The following is a 15,362-nucleotide window of genomic DNA, read 5'->3' on the forward strand; positions in this document are numbered from 1 at the left end:
CTCAGGCGACCCCGTACGGGCGGAACTGGATGCTGATCCGCGGGCCGACCGGGCGGGCGGTCTTCGGGATCGCGTGCTCCCAGGTGCGCTGGCAGGAGCCGCCCATCACCACCAGGTCCCCGTGGCCGAGCGGCCGGCGGACGACGGCGCCGCCGCCGTACCGGGGCCGCAGCGCGAGGACGCGCGGCTCGCCCACGGAGAGGATCGCCACCATGGTGTCCTCCCGGGCGCCGCGCCCGATCCGGTCGCCGTGCCAGGCCACGCTGTCCCGGCCGTCCCGGTAGTAGCAGAGCCCGAGGGTGCGGAAGGGCTCGCCCAGCTCCGCCGCGTAGTGCCGGCTCAGCGCCGTCCGGGCCAGGCCGAGGACGGGGTGCGGCGGTTCGGCGTCGGCGCCGTAGGAGGCGAGCAACCGGGGGACGTCGACGGTGCGCTCGTACATCTCCCGCCGTTCGGCCCGCCAGGGGACGTCGGCGGCCAGCTGGTCGAACAGCCGGTCGGCGCCGTGCAGCCAGCCCGGCAGCACGTCCAGCCAGGCGCCGTCGCCGAGGAGCAGGCGCTGGACGCCGTCGAGCGGGCCGAGCCGGGGGTCGGCGGCTTCTTCGAACAGCGAGGGCTGGAGGTGGACGGTGCCGGGCATAGGGCCAGCGTACGCGGTGATTCGAACAGGCGCTCGAATTACCTGGACCAGGCCGGCTCGGGCGCCCAGTTGGGTCGATTGCAAGGCGATATTCAGTGAATACCTTTGATTTGTAGGTCTGCGCGACGGTGTGGCAGCATAATCGCAGACACTGGATAGGCTTCACATCGGAAAGCGAAGGATCATGTCGGACGGCGCCCGCGTCATCGTCGGAGTCAGCGGTTCCCTGCACAGCCTGACCGCCCTGCACCGGGCGGCGGAGGAGGCCCGGGCCCGAGGGGCCGTCCTCGTCCCGGTGCTGGCCTGGACCCCGGTCGGCGGCGAGCGCAGCTACCGCGCCCGGCCCTGCCCGCCGCTGCTCCGCGCCTGGCGGGACGCCGCCGGGGCCCGGCTGGAGAGCGCCCTCGGCCAGGCCTTCGGCGGTCTGCCGATCGGCCTGCCGGTGCAGCCGCTGGTGATGCGCGGCGAGCCCGGCCCGGTGCTGACCGCACTGGCCGACCGGCCCGGCGACCTGCTGGTGATCAGCGCCGGCCGGCACGGCTCGCTGCGCGGCCGCCTGCGCCGACTGCTGCGCGGCTCGGTCGCCCGCCACTGCCTCGACCACGCGCGCGGCGGCGTGCTCGTCGTCCCGCCGTCCACCCTGCACGATGACCTGCGCGCCCTGCACCGCGGCGACATCGACCTGCGGGAGCTCATCGCGGCCTGACGGCCCATCAACTGCCGTGCACGGTCGGGCCGTCATCCCCCGTGCACGGTTCGGCCCCCGATCACCGTACGGAGCGGCAGCAGCCCGCGCAGGTCCGCCGTCGGGCAGTGCAGCGGGTCGACCGGCCACAGCGTCAGGTCGGCGAGCGCCCCCGGCCGCAGGCTGCCCCGCTCGGCCTCCTCGCCGGTCAGCCGGGCGGCGTTCACGGTGTGCAGCGCGATCGCCTCGGCCCGTCCGATCGCATGCTCGGGGCCGACCACCCCGGCCGTGGTGCCGCGGGTCGTCATGCCCCACACCGACACCATCGCGCCGTACGGGCCGACCGGGAAGTCCGATCCGGCCGACAGCTGCGCTCCCTCGTCCAGCCACTCGCGCAGCGGGAACAGCGCGGCGGTGCGCTCCTCGCCCCAGGCCCGCTGCTGGGTGAGCGCGCCGTCGTGCAGCAGCGGGTGCTGCACCGTCACCGGGATGCCCAGCGCCACCGCCCGGGCCCGCTGGTCGGCCCGGGCCAGTCCGCCGTGCTCGACCACGAGCGTTCCCGGCGGCAGCCCCGGGTGGCGCTTCACCACCTGCTCGAAGACGTCCAGCAGCACCCGCAGCCCGCGGTCGCCCCAGGCGTGCACACCCACCCGCCAGCCGCGCCCGACCACCCGCTCCACCGCGGCGAGCAGCTCGGCCGGCTCCCAGAGCAGCCGCCCGTGGTAGCAGGGCTGCCCCTGGTACGGCTGCTCCAGGGCGCCCGCCTCGAAGCCGCCGTCGATGCCGAACTTGACGCCCCACAGCCGCAGTCGGGCGTCGTCCCGGCCGTCCGCGCGCCAGCCGTCCATCCGGTCGAGCAGGGCGTCCACCTGGGCGGGGGTGCGGGCCGCGAAGCCGGAGACCAGGGCCCGGACCCGGACGGCGAGCGCCCCCGCGGCCCGGGCCGCGTCCAGCACGTCGAGGTCCTCGACCGGGACGAGGCAGTCGCGCACCGTCCCGATCCCGGTGGCCGCGTAGTCGGCGGAGGCCGCGCGCAGCCCCTCGATCCGCTCGGCGAGGGTCGGCCGCGGCAGCACCCGCTCGACCGCCTCGACCGCCCGGTTGATCAGCCGGCCGGTCAGCCGCCCCCGCGCGTCCCGCTCGATCACCCCGCCGTCCGGGGCCTCGGTGGACTCGTCGATCCCGGCCAGCCGCAGCGCGGCCGAGTTGAGCACCATGTTGTAGGCGCCGCGGCGCACCAGCACCGGGTGGTCGGCGGTGACGGCGTCCAACTCGGCGGTGGTCGGCAGGCGTTGCTCGGCGAGCAGCACCTCCTGCCAGTTGACGGTGGTGGCGATCCACTCCCCGGCGGGGGTGCGGGCGGCCCGGTCGCGGATCAGCGCCAGGAAGCCGTCGAGGTCCCGGGCCCGGTGCACCGGGACGCCGTGGACGCTGTGCCCGGCCAGGATCAGGTGGGTGTGGGTGTCGTCGAAGGCGGGCAGCACGGTCGCGTCCGGGGCGTCCACCACCTCGGTGTCCGGCCCGACCAGGGCGTCCAGGCCGCTCGGTTCGGCGGCGAGGGCGGTGATCCGGCCGCCGGTGACGGCGACCGCCCGCTGCGGCGCCCCGCCCGGGACGAGGGTGTGCACGGCGGCGGCGCGGATCAGCAGATCGGCGGGGGGCGTGCTCGCGGCCGGGGCGGGGGTGCTGGTGGCCGGAGCGGGGGTGCTGGTGGCCGGAGCGGGGGTGCGGTCCGGGGTGGGGGTGCGGTCCGGGGTGGGGGTGCGGTCCGGGGCGGTCATGGCAGCTCCTCGGGGTGGGACAGTCCGGTGACCTTCTCGACGTAGCGCAGGCTCGGCTCGGCGAACAGCCCGTGCACCTCGGTGAACACCGCGCGGGCCGGCACGGCGTTCCAGTGCTCGGGCAGCAGCGGCGCGGGCAGCCCGGGGTCGAGGTACGGCAGCCGGCGCCACTGGGTGAGCATCGGCACGTAGTCCCGGAAGGCCTCGACCGGGTCGATCCGCTCCCGTCCGCGCACCTGCTCGGCGACCGGCCGCCAGGCGTCGGTGAAGGCCGCGTACTGCGCCTCGATCGCCGGGAGGTCCCACCACGTCGCCACCGCCGTACGGAGTTCGGCGAAGCCGGCGTACTCGGCGGAGAGGAACAGGTGGACGTAGGCGCTTAGGCCGAGGCGCTCCAGCAGCCGGCGGGCGTCCGGCAGCAGCCGGGCGGGGGCCAGCCAGACGCCGGGGGCGGCGTTGCCGAAGCCGAGCCAGCTCAGCCGGGAGCGCAGCTGGTGGCGGTGGGCGCGTTCGGACTCCGGCACCGAGAAGACCGCCACCACCCAGCCGTCGGCGAGCTCGGCGGGCTCCAGGCTGTGGAAGATCCGGCGGTCGCCCTCGTCGAACACCGGGCCCATCGCCGGGGCCAGCCGGTAGCCGGTGCCCGAACGGCGCTCCTGGAGCAGGGTGCCGGCCTTCTTCAGGCGGGAGATGGCCGAGCGGACGGCCGGGCCGTCGACGTCCAGCTCGGCCATCAGCGCGATCAGGTCGGCGATCGATATCCAGCCGCCGAGGCGGCGGACGAACTCTCCGTAGACGGTGTTGATCAGGGAGCTGGGCCGGGTGGTGCTCTCCGGCATCTGCGGGCCCTCCTCCCCGACGGCTGGTGGTGATCATAGCGACGGCACCGCGGGTCGGGCGCGGGCCGGTGGCGGGTTGGTGCGGATCGGCCTCGGGGCGGGTGGGGGCCGGGCGTGACCGGGGCGTGGCTCAGGCGTACGCGCCGGAGAGCAGGTGCCCGGCGCCGGGGGCGACGGCGGGCAGGCCGAGCGCCCGGAGCAACTGGTGGGTGGTGCAGATCGCCGCCGAGACCACCGGCTTGCCGAGCTGCTGCTCGGCCTCCTCGACGGCGGACAGCGAGGGCATCTGCACGCAGGCGGAGAGCACCACCGCGTCCGCGTCTCCGTGCGCCAGGCCCTTGGCGATCCCGGGCAGCCGGGCCGGGTCGTGGGCGGCCACGTCGAGGTTGTCGGCGATCTCCAGCGCGACGTGGTCGAGCACCTCGATGCCCTCCCCGCCGAGGTAGTCGACCACCGTCGCGGCCAGCGGGCGCAGGTACGGGGTGACCATCGCGACCTTCCGCGCGCCGAGCGCCTGCAGCCCGGCGACCAGGGCGCCGGCGCTGGTCACCACGGGCGCGGGCGCGCCGTTCTCGACGGTGCGGCGGTGCAGCCGCTGCTCGGCCTCGCGGTGGTAGCCGGGGCCGGTGGCCATCACCGCGACCAGGCAGGCGTAGCCGATCACGTCGACCCGGGCGTCCGAGAGCTCGGCGGCGCAGCGGTCGGACTCGCCGTCCATGGCGCGCAGTTGCTCGGGGGTGACCCTGGTCATCCGCATCCGGCTGGAGTGGAAGGTGAACCGTTCCGGGGCGACCGCCTCGCGGGCCCGCAGCAGGGCCGGGACTTCGGTCTCCATGGTGACGTTGGAGCTCGGGACGATCTGGCCGATCCGGTAGGTGGTCATCTGCGCCGGACTCCTCTCAGCGGGCGTCGATCACGGGGTTGGCGAGGGTGCCGATCCGCTCGATGGTGGCCTCGACCAGGTCGCCGGGCTGCAGGAACTGCGGCGGGACCATGCCGGCGCCGACCCCGGAGGGGGAGCCGGTGGAGATGACGTCGCCGGGTTCCAGGGTCATCCCGGCGGAGATGTCGGCGATCAGCCGGGCGATGCCGAACAGCATGTGGCGGGTGTTGGAGTCCTGCCGCAGTTCGCCGTTGACCCGCAGCGAGAGGTCGAGCCGCTGCGGGTCGGGGATCTCGTCGGCGGTGACCACGACCGGGCCGAACGGCGCGTAGCTGTCCTGGCCCTTGGAGAAGAACCACTGCCCGCTGCGGCGCTGGTCGCGGGCGCTGATGTCGTTGACGATGCTGTAGCCGAACACGTGCCGCCAGGCGTCCGCCTCGCTCACCCGGAACGCGGGCTCGCCGATCACCACGGCGAGTTCGCACTCCCAGTCGAGCTGCTTGGTGAGGTCGGCGTTGTGCAGGATCGGCCCGCCGGGGCCGGTGACGGCGGTGGTGGGCTTGCCGAACAGCACCGGGCGGTCCGGGAGTTCGCGCTCGGTGTCCAGGGTGCGGTGGGACTCGGCCACGTGCTCCACGTAGTTGAGGCCGACCCCGACGATCTTGCCGGGGCGCAGCGGGGCGCACAGCGTGACCTCGGCGAGCGGCCGGGTGGTCGGCGCGCCGGCGGTGAGGGCGCCAGGGGTCAGGGCGCGGGCGGTCAGGGCGCGGGCGGTGGCCAGGGCCGGTTCGCCCGCCCGGATCAACCCCAGCAGGTCGGGCGGGAGTTCGGCCCCGGCGGCGGTGGCCAGGGCGGTCAGGTCGACGACCCGGTCGCCGTCGGTGCGGGCGCCGAGCCGGGGGGTGGGGTCGCCGTCGGCGCGGAAGGTCAGCAGCTGCATCGGGTGGACTCCTGTTACGGGGCGGTGGGCTCGGGGGTGTCCTGGTGCCCGTCGTGGGCCGGGTGGGCCTCCTCGCGGTAGAGGCCGAGGGAGTGCATCACCGGGAAGTCGTTGAAGGAGAACAGGCAGGCGTCCTCGCCCTGGTCGAGGTTCTCGTGCTCGTGCCAGGCCCAGGACGGGACGACGAAGATGTCGCCCTGCTGCCACTCGAAGCGCTGCCCGGCGATCACCGAGACGCCCCGGCCCTTGGCGGCGGTGTAGACCACCGAGCCGGTGTGCCGGTGGGCGCGGGTGGCCTGGCCGGGGCGGAGCAGCTGGAGGTGGGCGGCCATGGTGGGCATCACCGAGCCGCCGGTGACCGGGTTGGTGTACTCCATGATCACGCCGTCGTACGGGGATCCCTCGGTGGCGCGGGCCAGTCGGCACAGCGCGTGGTAGCTGGGCTCCCAGGGCCAGCCGAGCAGCGGCGAGTACGGGCGGGTCCACTTCTCGACGCCGTACGGGAGCAGGTTGCCGCCGTAGCTGAGCAGGGAGGAGTTCGGGACCGGGCCGGGGCGCTGGTAGAGGTCCGGGTGGACTTCGTAGAAGTTGGCGTCCAGGGTGTTGACCAGCGGGATGTCCAGGCCGTCCTGCCAGATCACCGGGTTGTCCTCGGCCTCGTTGCCGTGCTCGTGCCAGGTGCTGTTGGGAGTGATCGCGAAGTCGCGCGGGCCGACCCGGAGCTTCTGGCCGTCGACGATCGTCCAGGCACCGGTGCCCTCGTGGACGAAACGCAGGGCGGAGGCCTGGTGGCGGTGCGCGGTCATCGCCTCGCCGGGGCCCATGATCTGCAGGCCGGTGTACAACAGGCCGACGGCGGCGCTGAGTTCGCGGCGCCCGGGGTTGACCAGCATCACCACCCGGCGGCCCGCGTCGTCGGCCTTCACCAGCGGGAGGGCCTTGCGGACCAGCGGGCGCAGGTCGGCGTAGCGCCAGAGCACCGGGACGGACTTCGGCTGCGGGTACCAGGGTTCGATCTCGTTCGCCACCGTCCACAGGGCGCCGGCCTCGTGCTTGGCCAACTCCTCGTAGTAGGCGAGCAGTTCGGTGCTGTCGTTGACGCGGGCCCGGCCGATCCGGCCGTCGTCGTAGGTGCCTTCGGTGCTCATGACTCCTCCTCGGGGAAGGTGAGTGGCCGCAGCGGGCGGTCGTCCACGTGCAGCCGGAAGACGTCGAAGCGGTTGTAGTGGCCGACGATGTCGTGCATCTGCTTGGGCTGGATGCAGCGGCCGAGGTCGATCTCGGCGTAGACGATGCCCTCCTCGTCGACCAGCGGTTCGGTGACCGCCCGGCCGTCCGGTCCGAAGATCCCGGACAACGCACTGTGCGGGCGGGCGAGTTGGCTGCGCAGCCGGCGGTCGTCACCGGCGATCAGGTCGATCATCTCGGGCGACACGGTCGAGCAGGAGACCACGGTGAACAGCTTGCCCTCGAAGCAGTGGGCGGCGGCGCGCAGCGCGATCGCCTCCGCCATGTCGTAGTCCTCGGGGCCGACCGGCAGGGCGATGTAGGCGGCGGCGTGGACGAGTTCGCCCTGGGCCAGCAGGGTGAAGCGGGCCAGGGTGTTGGTGTTCTCCCCGCAGGCCAGGGCGCCGAGCGGGCCGACGGCGGTGCGGTGCACCTTCAACGAGCTGCCGTCGCCCTGGGTCCAGGTCAGCTTCTCGGCCCAGGTGGGTACCAGTTTGCGGTGCACGCCGAGGAGTTCGCCGTCCGAGCCGATGATCAGCAGGGTGTTGTACAGCACCCCGAGGCTGTGCCGGCCGCGCTCGTTGACGCCGATCACCAGCACCACCCCGGCCTGCCGGGCGGCCGAGCACAGGGCGTCCACGTACGGTCCGGGGACGTCCACCGCGGCGCGGTACAGCCGTTCGTACCAGGGGGAGCCCTGCACGGGGGTCATCGTCCAGTTCCAGTACGGGTAGCCGGGCACGAAGACCTCGGGGAAGACCACGAGTTCGGCGCCGCGGCCGGCTGCCTCCCGGATCAGGGCGACGGCCTTGTCCACGGTGGCGGCCGGGTCCAGGTAGACCGGGGCGGCCTGGACGGCGGCGGCGGTGAAGCGCGGCAGGTCCATGCGTCCTCCTCACTGCCCGTCCGGAGCCGGCCGCCAGCGGCGGTGGACGGGCGGGGCGGCCTCCCGCAGCAGGTGCAGGCGCGGGGCGACCTTGTCGGCGCCCGGGCCCGGCGGCCTGCGGCGCCCGGCGAGCCAGGGCGCGGGCCAGGGGGCGCCCGGGCCGGTGTACGCCTGCTCGGCGGCGGCGTGCAGGGTCCAGAACGGGTCGTGCAGCTGGGCCCGGCCGACCGCGACCAGGTCGGCGCGGCCCGCCAGCAGGACGGAGTTGGCGTCGTCGTGGCCGGAGATCGCGCCGACCGCGACGGTCGGCAGGCCGGTGGCGGCGCGGACCAGTTCGGCGAAGGGCGTCTGGAAGCCGCGCCCGTACGGCGGCCGCTGGTGCGCCACCACCTCGCCGGTGGAGACGTCCACCGCGTCCGCCCCGGCCTCGCCCAGCGCCCGGCAGATCGCCACCGCCTCGTCCTCGGTGGTGCCGCCGGGGGCCCAGTCGGCGGCCGAGATCCGGACCAGCAGCGGCCGCCCGGCGGGCCAGACGGCGCGGACGGCGGACAGCACCTCGACCGGCAGCCGCAGCCGGTGGGCGAGCGGGCCGCCGTAGCCGTCGGTGCGGTGGTTGGTGAGCGGGGAGAGGAAGGCGGAGAGCAGGTGGCCGTGGCCGAACTGGAGCTCCAGCACGTCGAACCCGGCCCGGGCGGCGCGTTCGGCGGCGGCCGCGAAGTCGGCGGTGACGACGGCCAGGTGGACGTCGTTCGCCTCGTGCGGGACGGCGCTGCCGGAGTCCCAGGGCAGCGGTGAGGGGGCGAGCAGCGGCCAGCCGTCGGCGAGCGGGCGGCCGATGCCGTCCGGTCCGGGCGCGGCGGTGGCGCCCCGGCGGCCGGCGTGGGTGAGCTGGAGGCCGACCGGGGTGTCGCTCACCGCCGCGACGGCGCGCCGCAGTTCCGCCCAGGCGCCCTCCTGGCGGTCGGTCCACAGCCCGGGGCAGCGGTCGGTGGCCCGGCCCTCGGGGCTGACCGCCGTCATCCCGGCGATCACCAGCCCGGCGCCGCCGAGCGCGTGGGCGGTCAGCTGGGCCCGGTCGAAGGCGCTGGGCAGTCCGTCGGGGGAGGTGAAGGTCGCCAGCGGGGGCACCACGATCCGGTTGCGCAGCTCCAGGGCGCCGAGTTTCAGCGGCCGGAACATCGGCGGCACCCCGGGGGAGCCGCCGGTGGCGGCGTCCACGGCGGCGGTGAACTCCGGGTCGCGGGCCCGCAGGTTGTCGTAGGTGACCCGGCGGCTTCGGGTGAGCAGGTCGAAGGCGAACCGGTCCGGGTCCCGCCCGGTGCGGCGCCCCACCGTCTCGAACCACTCCAGGCTGGCCTGCGCGGCCCGCTGGGTGGACTCCACCACCGGCCGCCGCTCGGCCTCGTAGGCGGCCAACGCGCCGTCCGGGGTGGGCTGTTCGCTCAGCGCGGCGGCCAGGGCGAGGGCGTCCTCCAGGGCCAGCTTGGTGCCCGAGCCGATCGAGAAGTGCGCGGAGTGCGCGGCGTCGCCGAGCAGCACGGTGTTGCCGTGGCGCCAACTGGCGTTGCGGACGGTGGTGAAGCGGATCCAGCGGGAGGCGTTGGGGATCAGCCGGTGGCCGTCCAGGTGCCCGGCGAGCAGTTCCGCGCAGCGCTCCACGCTCGCCAGGTCGCTCTCGCCGCGCGCGAACTCCCTTGCGGCGAGGGCCTCGAAGCCCGCCCGGCGCCAGGCGTCCGCGGCGATCTCGACGATGAAGGTCGAGCGGGTGGCGCTGTACGGGTAGGCGTGCACCTGCACGGTGCCGAAGTCGAACTCCTCGACGATGAAGGTGAAGGCCTCGAAGACCTTGTCGGTGGCGAGCCAGATGTAGCGGCAGTGCCGCTCGTCCAGTTCGGTGCGGAACGCCTCCGGGCGGGCGGCCCGGGTGCCGGAGTGGATGCCGTCGGCGGCCACCACCAGGTCGTACTCGGCGGCGAGCCGGTCGGCCGGCGGGGCGGGCGTGCGGTAGCGCACGTCCACCGCCAGCTCGGCGCAGCGGTCCTGGAGGACGGCGCGCAGCCGGTTGCGGTCCAGGGCGGCGAAGCCGTGCCCGCCGCTGGTGCGGACCTGGCCGGCGTAGCGGATGTCGATGTCGCTCCAGCGGGCGAACTCGGCGCTGATCGCGGCGAAGACCTTCGGGTCGGCCTGGGCGATGCCGTCCAGGGTCTCGTCGGAGAACACCACGCCGAAGCCGAACGCGTCCTCCCGGCCGTCCCGTTCGAACACGGTGATCTCGCGGGCGGGGTCCAACTGCTTGGCCAGGGCGGCGAAGTAGAGCCCGCCGGGGCCGGCGCCGATCACCGCGATGCGGCGCGGCCCGCCGGGCGTCGGCTGCTGCGGCCCGCCCGTCGGCCGCTGCCCGCCCGTCTGCTGTCCGGCCGTCGACTGCTGCGGCCCGCCCGTCACGCGACCACCTCGGGCTGCTGCGGACCGGCCTCGGTGAGCGCCCGGCGGACCGGGTCGGGCCAGGGCTCGGCGCCCTTGACCCGCGGCGCGGCGTGCACCACCGACATCCGGCCGCTGGCGGCCAGCCCCTGCGGGCCGTGCACCTCGAAGGCGTAGTGCAGCGAGGAGCCGCCGACCCGGACGACCCGCAGCTCGGTGCGGACCACGTCCCCGAACCAGAGCCGCTCCCGGTAGTCGGCCTCGAAGTGCACCCGGGGGATCCGTCCGAACAGCTCGGCCAGGCCGAGCCGGCGCAGCAGCGCCGCCTCGGCGGCCTCGGCCCAGCGCTGGACGGCGGAGAAGTGGTAGTGCCCGGCGGCGTCGGTGTCCGACCACTCGACCCGGCGCTCGATGGTGATGGCGGCCGGGGCGGGCTCCGGCTCGGATCGGTGTGTCACGGCGGCCCTTCTGCGCAGCTCGGCGCGGAGCAGCTTGCCGGTCGCGGTGCGCGGCAGCTCGGGGACGAACTCGACGGCGCGCGGGTACTTGTACGGCGCGATGGTGCGTTTGACGTGCTCCTGGAGCTCCTTGACGGTCCCGGCGCCGGCCGGGGTGCCCCCGGTCAGCACCACGTACGCCTTGACCACCGTGCCGCGCCGTTCGTCCGGCGCGGCCACCACGGCGCAGTCGGCGACCGCGGGGTGGGCGGCCAGGGCCTGTTCCACCTCGGGGCCGGCGATGTTGTACCCCGCCGAGACGATCATGTCGTCGTTGCGGGCCTGGTACCGGAAGTAGCCGTCCCGGTCGCGGAGGTAGGTGTCGCCGGTGAGGTTCCAGCCGCCGCGGACGTACTCGCGCTGGCGCTTGTCGTCCAGGTAGCGGCAGCCGGTGGGGCCCTTGACGGCGAGCAGTCCGGGTTGGCCGTCCGGCACCGGGTTGCCCTGCCGGTCGAGTATCGCCGCCCGGTAGCCGGGGACGGGGCGGCCGGTGGCGCCGGGCCGGGCGTCGTCGTCGGCGGCCGAGATGAACACGTGCAGCAGCTCGGTGGCGCCGATCCCGTCGATCAGCCGTCGGCCGGTGGCGGCGTGGAAGGCCTCCCACACGGCGGCGGGCAGCGGCTCGCCGGCCGACACGCAGCGCCGTACGCCGGACAGCCGGTCGGCGAGCCCGGCGGCCAGGATCGCCCGGTAGGCGGTGGGCGCGGTGAACAGCACGCTCACCCCGTGCCGGGCGACCTCCTCGGCGAGCTGTTCGGGGGTGGCCCGCTCCAGCAGCAGGCTGGCGGCGCCGGCCCGCAGCGGGAAGACCAGCAGGCCGCCGAGGCCGAAGGTGAAGCCGAACGGCGGGGTGCCGGTGAAGAGGTCGTCGGGGGTGGGGCGGAGCAGGTGGCGGGAGAAGGTGTCGGCGTTGGCCAGCACGTCCCGGTGGAAGTGCAGGGTGGCCTTGGGTCGGCCGGTGGTGCCGGAGGTGAAGGCGATCAGCGCGACGTCGTCGGCGGCGGTCGGTACGGCGGTGAAGCCGGGCCGCTGGGTGGCACTGCGGGCGGTGAGGTCCTCGGGGCCGGGGCCGCCGAAGGAGAGGACCCGCAGCCCGGGGGCGTCGGCGAGGTCGAGCTCGGTGCGGAAGCGGTGGTCGCACAGGGCGAGGGTGGGGCGGGCGATCCGGGCCAGTTCGGTCAGCTCGGCCGCCCGGAGCAGCGGCACGGTGGTGACTACCACCCCGCCGGCTTTCAGGACCCCGAGCCAACAGGCGGCCAGCCAGGGGGTGTTGGGGCCGCGCAGCAGGACGCGGTTGCCGGGGACCAGGCCCAGTTCCTCGGTGAGCAGGCGGGCTGTCCGGTCGGCGTGGTCGCGCAGTTCGCCGTAGCTCCACCGGGTGGTGGGGGTGAGCAGGCAGCGGCGGTCGGGGCCCAGGCGGGCGATGGTGTCGTCGAGCAGGGCGGACGCGCAGTTCAGTCGGTCGGGGTAGGCCAACTCCGGGAGTTCGAAGAGGAGTTCTGGCCACTGGTCGAAGGGCGGGAGATGGTCTCGGCAGAACGTGTCCATGTGCGCCGAGGGGGAGAGCTCCATGGGCGGCACCTCGTCGGGCGAGCGGGAGTGAAGCCAGTATGGCGCGCTCGTGACGCCAGTCAAGAGAGCGATACATGCATTCGGGCGACGGGGGCGGTCGGCGCAGGTCAGGGGCGGGGCGGGGCGAGCGGAGCGCCCCGCCGGCCGGTGGGGCCTGCGGGGCGCAGGGGAGCTGCGGTGCGGGTGGGGTTCCCGGGGTGGCTGTGCCTCGTTGGGCGGCCGGGTTTGCCGGGTTTGCCGGGTGGCCGGGCTTGCCGGGGCGGCCGGGAAGCGTCGGCGTTCAGCCCCCGGTGGCGTGGAAGACGGCGTCCGGGGTCCGGCCGTCCTCGGCCTGCCGGGCGCGCTCGGCGAGCATCCGGGCGAACGGGGTGAGCCCGGGCAGTGCCACCGCGGCCCCCGGCCCGGCGTAGTGCACGTAGAGCAGCGTCGAGTCGACCCGGACCACCGTCTCCGCCGTCGAGTCGCCCCGGGTGCGGGCGGCGCTCCGGTCGCCGACCGCCTGGACGGCCGCCGGGGCCGCGTCGCCCCGGGCGTCGAGGAGGTCGAGCCGGGTGTCGAAGGCCCGGCCGGCCGCCTCGGCGGAGCTGAAGGTGACCACGGTGAACTGCACGGACGGCAGCGGCGCGGCACTGAACGACACCGTCGCATAGGCGAGTTGCTGGTCGCAGGCGCCCGGGAGCAGACAGGGCGCGCCCGGCCCGCTGCCCGTCCCCGAACGCGGCGCCCCCTGCTGCTGCCAGCCGCCCGGCATCGCGGCGGCGTCCGGCAGCACGCCCTGCACCCGCGCGGGATCGCGGATGGTCCGGGCGGCGTGGGCGAAGTCGGGCCCGGTGGGTTGCAGCAGCGGGCGCGAGCCGAGGTTGATCCCGAGTGCGACCAGCGCGGCGATCAGGACCAGGGCCAGGACGGTGAGGACGGCGACGTTGCCGCGCCGGGCCGCCAGGGCCCGGGCGGCGCCGGCGGCCGCCGGGTCGACCCTCAGCTGGACGGTGCTCGGGCCGCCGGCCGGGGCGTCCGGGTCCGCCCCCGGCCGGACGGTGCGAGGCTCCGGTTCCGCGTCCGGCCCCCCGGTGCGCAGCTGGACGGTGCTCGGGCCGGTCCGCAGTTGGACCGTGCTGGGGCTCGCGTCCGTCCGCAGCTGGACGGTGTTCGGATCGGCCGTCCCGCCGAGGTCGGTGGTGGTCAGGTACTGCGCGAACCCCTGGTCGGTGGCGAGCAGCCGGGCGACGGCCGCGGCCAGTTCGGCCCGCGCCGCCGGATCGTCCGGGTCCGCCTCGATCGCCGACAGCGCCCGGGCCCCCTCGGGCGTCAGCCGCAACCGGGCCCGGACCACCTCGGCCACCGCCCGCCCCCGCCCGCCGGGCGTGCCCCGGGCCAGTCGCACCAGCGCCCCCACCACACCCGCCACCAGCCCGCGGCCGTCCCCCATGGCAACTCCCCCCGCCGTACGAGTCGTTGCCCCCAGGCTCCCGGACCGGCCGCCGGGGCACACCCCCCTCCGGTTGAACGGAGACGCAACTGCAACCGCGCGCGGACCTGGCGGAGACCCGGCGGCCCACCGGTCCCGTCCGTCGCCGGTCCCGTCGGTCGCCGGTCCCGTCGGTCGCCGGTCCGGTCCGTCACCGGGTGGCCAGCTCCGCCATCACCGCTACCGGCAGCGCCGGGTTGGCGGCCGCGGCCTCGGCGGTGCGGTGGTCCGCGGAGGCCAGGCAGGCGGTCAGCGCGGCGGGGGAGGCGTTCGGGTGGGCGGCGAGGGTCCGCAGGGCCTTGACGGGGGTGGGCGGGGTGGTGGCGATGCGGTCGAGCAGTGCGGTGGTGGTACCCGGGTTCCTGGTCACGGCGGTGGCCACCTTCGTGCCGAACCGGTCCAGCACGGTGGCCAGTTGGGCACCGCTGAGGCCCGGATGCGGGGCCACCGACTTGACCACGCTCGCGTCCGGGTCCGCGGCGAGCCGGTCCCGGAGGTCCGTCGGCAGGGCCCGGTGCTCGGCGACCAGCACGCGGACCCTGGGTTCGGGTACGGCGGCGAGGGCGCGGAGTTCGGCCGGAGTGGCGGCGGCGATCCGGGGAAGCAGGGTCGAGCCGATCCGGACGGCGGCCGCGAGCCGGGCGAGGAGGTCGAACGGGATGGCGGGGTTGTGGGCGAGCGAGCGCCGGACGTCGTAGCCGTCGTCCTCGGCGAGCCGGCTCATCAGTGCCGCGTCGATCCCCGGGTTCCGGGCCAGGTTGGAGCGGACCCAGGGGATCTCGTCCCCGGCCAGCCGGCGGTACGCCTCGGCGGGCAGCCCGGGGTGGGTGGCGAGCGCCTGCCGGATCATCATGTGGTCACCCACCAGGCGGGCGGCGGCCGACCCCGGGGTGGTCGGATGGGCCGCCGCCCGTTCGCGGACCATCACCTCGGGATCGTCCAGCAGGGCCGTGAGCAGTTCCGCGGGCGTGGCCTCGTTGGCCGCGGCCGCGCGTCGGACCTGCGCCGCCGGGTGCGCGGCCAGCCGTGCCAGCAGGTCCGGGCGCCCGGTGCAGTGTCCGAGAACGGCCACCACGTCGTCGGACTCGTCCACCGCGAGCAGGTCCGCGACCTCGTCCGGGAGCCCGACCGCGGAGGCGAGCCGTTCCCGCACCAGCTCGTCCGGGTCGCGGGCGAAAAGCCGGGCCCAGGCCGGGTCCCCGCGTCCTTCGTCCAGCAGGACGAGCGCGACCCGCGGCCGGGCGAGCGGGTCGACGTCCCCGACGGGCAACAGGCCGCGCTCGGCGAGCCGTACGGCGGCGTCCTCGAAGCGTTCGGCCAGCAGCCGGACCTGCCCCGGGTCGAGGTCCGGCCGTTCCGCGAGTGCGCACGCCAACTCCTCGTCCGCGGCGGGGAGTCGGTCGATCAGCTGCCCGAGCAGCTCGGGCGGCAGGGCGGGGTTGCGGGCGACGGCGTACAGCAGGGTGGGCATCCGCGCATTCTGCCCGCCGCCCGGTCGGGCCCGCCGCCGATTTCCGTGCGGG

Annotated in this window: 12 protein-coding genes and 1 pseudogene; 1 reads left to right on the plus strand and 12 read right to left on the minus strand. The window is 75.5% G+C overall.

Going from position 1 to position 15,362, the window contains the following annotated elements; all coding sequences use genetic code 11:
- Nucleotide 1: 1 nt before the first annotated feature.
- The gene (locus tag ACFY2K_RS19060; RefSeq protein ID WP_380526804.1) at nt 2-637 is read right to left on the minus strand and encodes an alpha-ketoglutarate-dependent dioxygenase AlkB; all 636 of its coding nucleotides are present in this window, start codon (nt 635-637) and stop codon (nt 2-4) included.
- Nucleotides 638-821: 184 nt separating this feature from the next.
- Here ACFY2K_RS19060 and ACFY2K_RS19065 point away from each other — a divergent pair, with 184 nt between their 5' ends.
- On the plus strand, nt 822-1,343 hold the full coding sequence (locus ACFY2K_RS19065) for a universal stress protein (protein ID WP_387712658.1): 522 nt from the start codon (nt 822-824) through the stop codon (nt 1,341-1,343).
- Between the two features lie 32 nt (nt 1,344-1,375).
- On the opposite strand, the gene ACFY2K_RS19070 is transcribed toward ACFY2K_RS19065, so the two are convergent.
- From ACFY2K_RS19070 to ACFY2K_RS19120, 11 genes and pseudogenes are all read right to left on the minus strand, one after another.
- Entirely contained in the window at nt 1,376-3,103 is a 1,728-nt protein-coding gene (locus ACFY2K_RS19070) for an amidohydrolase (protein WP_387712661.1), read from the minus strand.
- Nucleotides 3,100-3,942, minus strand: coding sequence for a PaaX family transcriptional regulator C-terminal domain-containing protein (locus ACFY2K_RS19075; RefSeq protein ID WP_375885840.1), 843 nt, complete (start codon nt 3,940-3,942; stop codon nt 3,100-3,102). The genes ACFY2K_RS19070 and ACFY2K_RS19075 overlap by 4 nt, the downstream gene beginning before the upstream one ends.
- A 130-nt stretch (nt 3,943-4,072) precedes the next feature.
- Nucleotides 4,073-4,825: an Asp/Glu racemase gene (locus ACFY2K_RS19080; RefSeq protein WP_375885842.1), complete on the minus strand. Its 753-nt coding sequence runs from the start codon at nt 4,823-4,825 to the stop codon at nt 4,073-4,075.
- A gap of 16 nt (nt 4,826-4,841) precedes the next feature.
- Nucleotides 4,842-5,765, minus strand: coding sequence for a fumarylacetoacetate hydrolase family protein (locus tag ACFY2K_RS19085; protein WP_380526798.1), 924 nt, complete (start codon nt 5,763-5,765; stop codon nt 4,842-4,844).
- A 14-nt stretch (nt 5,766-5,779) separates the two neighbouring features.
- Nucleotides 5,780-6,913 (minus strand): cupin domain-containing protein, encoded by a 1,134-nt coding sequence (locus tag ACFY2K_RS19090; RefSeq protein WP_387712665.1) that lies wholly within the window; start codon nt 6,911-6,913, stop codon nt 5,780-5,782.
- A complete protein-coding gene (locus ACFY2K_RS19095) occupies nt 6,910-7,878 on the minus strand; it encodes a carbon-nitrogen hydrolase family protein (protein ID WP_380643343.1) in 969 nt (322 codons plus the stop codon). The genes ACFY2K_RS19090 and ACFY2K_RS19095 overlap by 4 nt, the downstream gene beginning before the upstream one ends.
- Nucleotides 7,879-7,887: 9 nt before the next feature.
- Complete coding sequence (locus tag ACFY2K_RS19100; RefSeq protein WP_380643341.1) at nt 7,888-10,323, minus strand: FAD-dependent monooxygenase; 2,436 nt, start codon at nt 10,321-10,323, stop codon at nt 7,888-7,890.
- Entirely contained in the window at nt 10,320-10,760 is a 441-nt protein-coding gene (locus ACFY2K_RS19105; protein WP_375886190.1) for an acyl-CoA thioesterase, read from the minus strand. The genes ACFY2K_RS19100 and ACFY2K_RS19105 overlap by 4 nt, the downstream gene beginning before the upstream one ends.
- A 3-nt stretch (nt 10,761-10,763) precedes the next feature.
- A pseudogene (locus tag ACFY2K_RS19110) lies at nt 10,764-12,371 on the minus strand (AMP-binding protein); the annotation flags it as partial.
- A 280-nt stretch (nt 12,372-12,651) separates the two neighbouring features.
- Complete coding sequence (locus ACFY2K_RS19115; RefSeq protein WP_380526792.1) at nt 12,652-13,800, minus strand: hypothetical protein; 1,149 nt, start codon at nt 13,798-13,800, stop codon at nt 12,652-12,654.
- A 190-nt stretch (nt 13,801-13,990) separates the two neighbouring features.
- Nucleotides 13,991-15,310, minus strand: coding sequence for a hypothetical protein (locus ACFY2K_RS19120; RefSeq protein WP_380591820.1), 1,320 nt, complete (start codon nt 15,308-15,310; stop codon nt 13,991-13,993).
- Nucleotides 15,311-15,362: the final 52 nt, after the last annotated feature.

Origin of the sequence: Kitasatospora sp. NPDC001309, assembly GCF_042896295.1 — a bacterium.
GTDB lineage: Bacteria > Actinomycetota > Actinomycetes > Streptomycetales > Streptomycetaceae > Kitasatospora.

Coding starts and splice junctions, on each gene's coding strand:
- ACFY2K_RS19090 (WP_387712665.1), bottom strand. CDS start 6,913: ATGAGCACCGAAGGCACCTACGACGACGGCCGGATCGGCCGGGCCCGC.
- ACFY2K_RS19085 (WP_380526798.1), bottom strand. CDS start 5,765: ATGCAGCTGCTGACCTTCCGCGCCGACGGCGACCCCACCCCCCGGCTC.
- ACFY2K_RS19075 (WP_375885840.1), bottom strand. CDS start 3,942: ATGCCGGAGAGCACCACCCGGCCCAGCTCCCTGATCAACACCGTCTAC.
- ACFY2K_RS19115 (WP_380526792.1), bottom strand. CDS start 13,800: ATGGGGGACGGCCGCGGGCTGGTGGCGGGTGTGGTGGGGGCGCTGGTG.
- ACFY2K_RS19070 (WP_387712661.1), bottom strand. CDS start 3,103: ATGACCGCCCCGGACCGCACCCCCACCCCGGACCGCACCCCCACCCCG.
- ACFY2K_RS19065 (WP_387712658.1), top strand. CDS start 822: ATGTCGGACGGCGCCCGCGTCATCGTCGGAGTCAGCGGTTCCCTGCAC.
- ACFY2K_RS19095 (WP_380643343.1), bottom strand. CDS start 7,878: ATGGACCTGCCGCGCTTCACCGCCGCCGCCGTCCAGGCCGCCCCGGTC.
- ACFY2K_RS19080 (WP_375885842.1), bottom strand. CDS start 4,825: ATGACCACCTACCGGATCGGCCAGATCGTCCCGAGCTCCAACGTCACC.
- ACFY2K_RS19060 (WP_380526804.1), bottom strand. CDS start 637: ATGCCCGGCACCGTCCACCTCCAGCCCTCGCTGTTCGAAGAAGCCGCC.
- ACFY2K_RS19120 (WP_380591820.1), bottom strand. CDS start 15,310: ATGCCCACCCTGCTGTACGCCGTCGCCCGCAACCCCGCCCTGCCGCCC.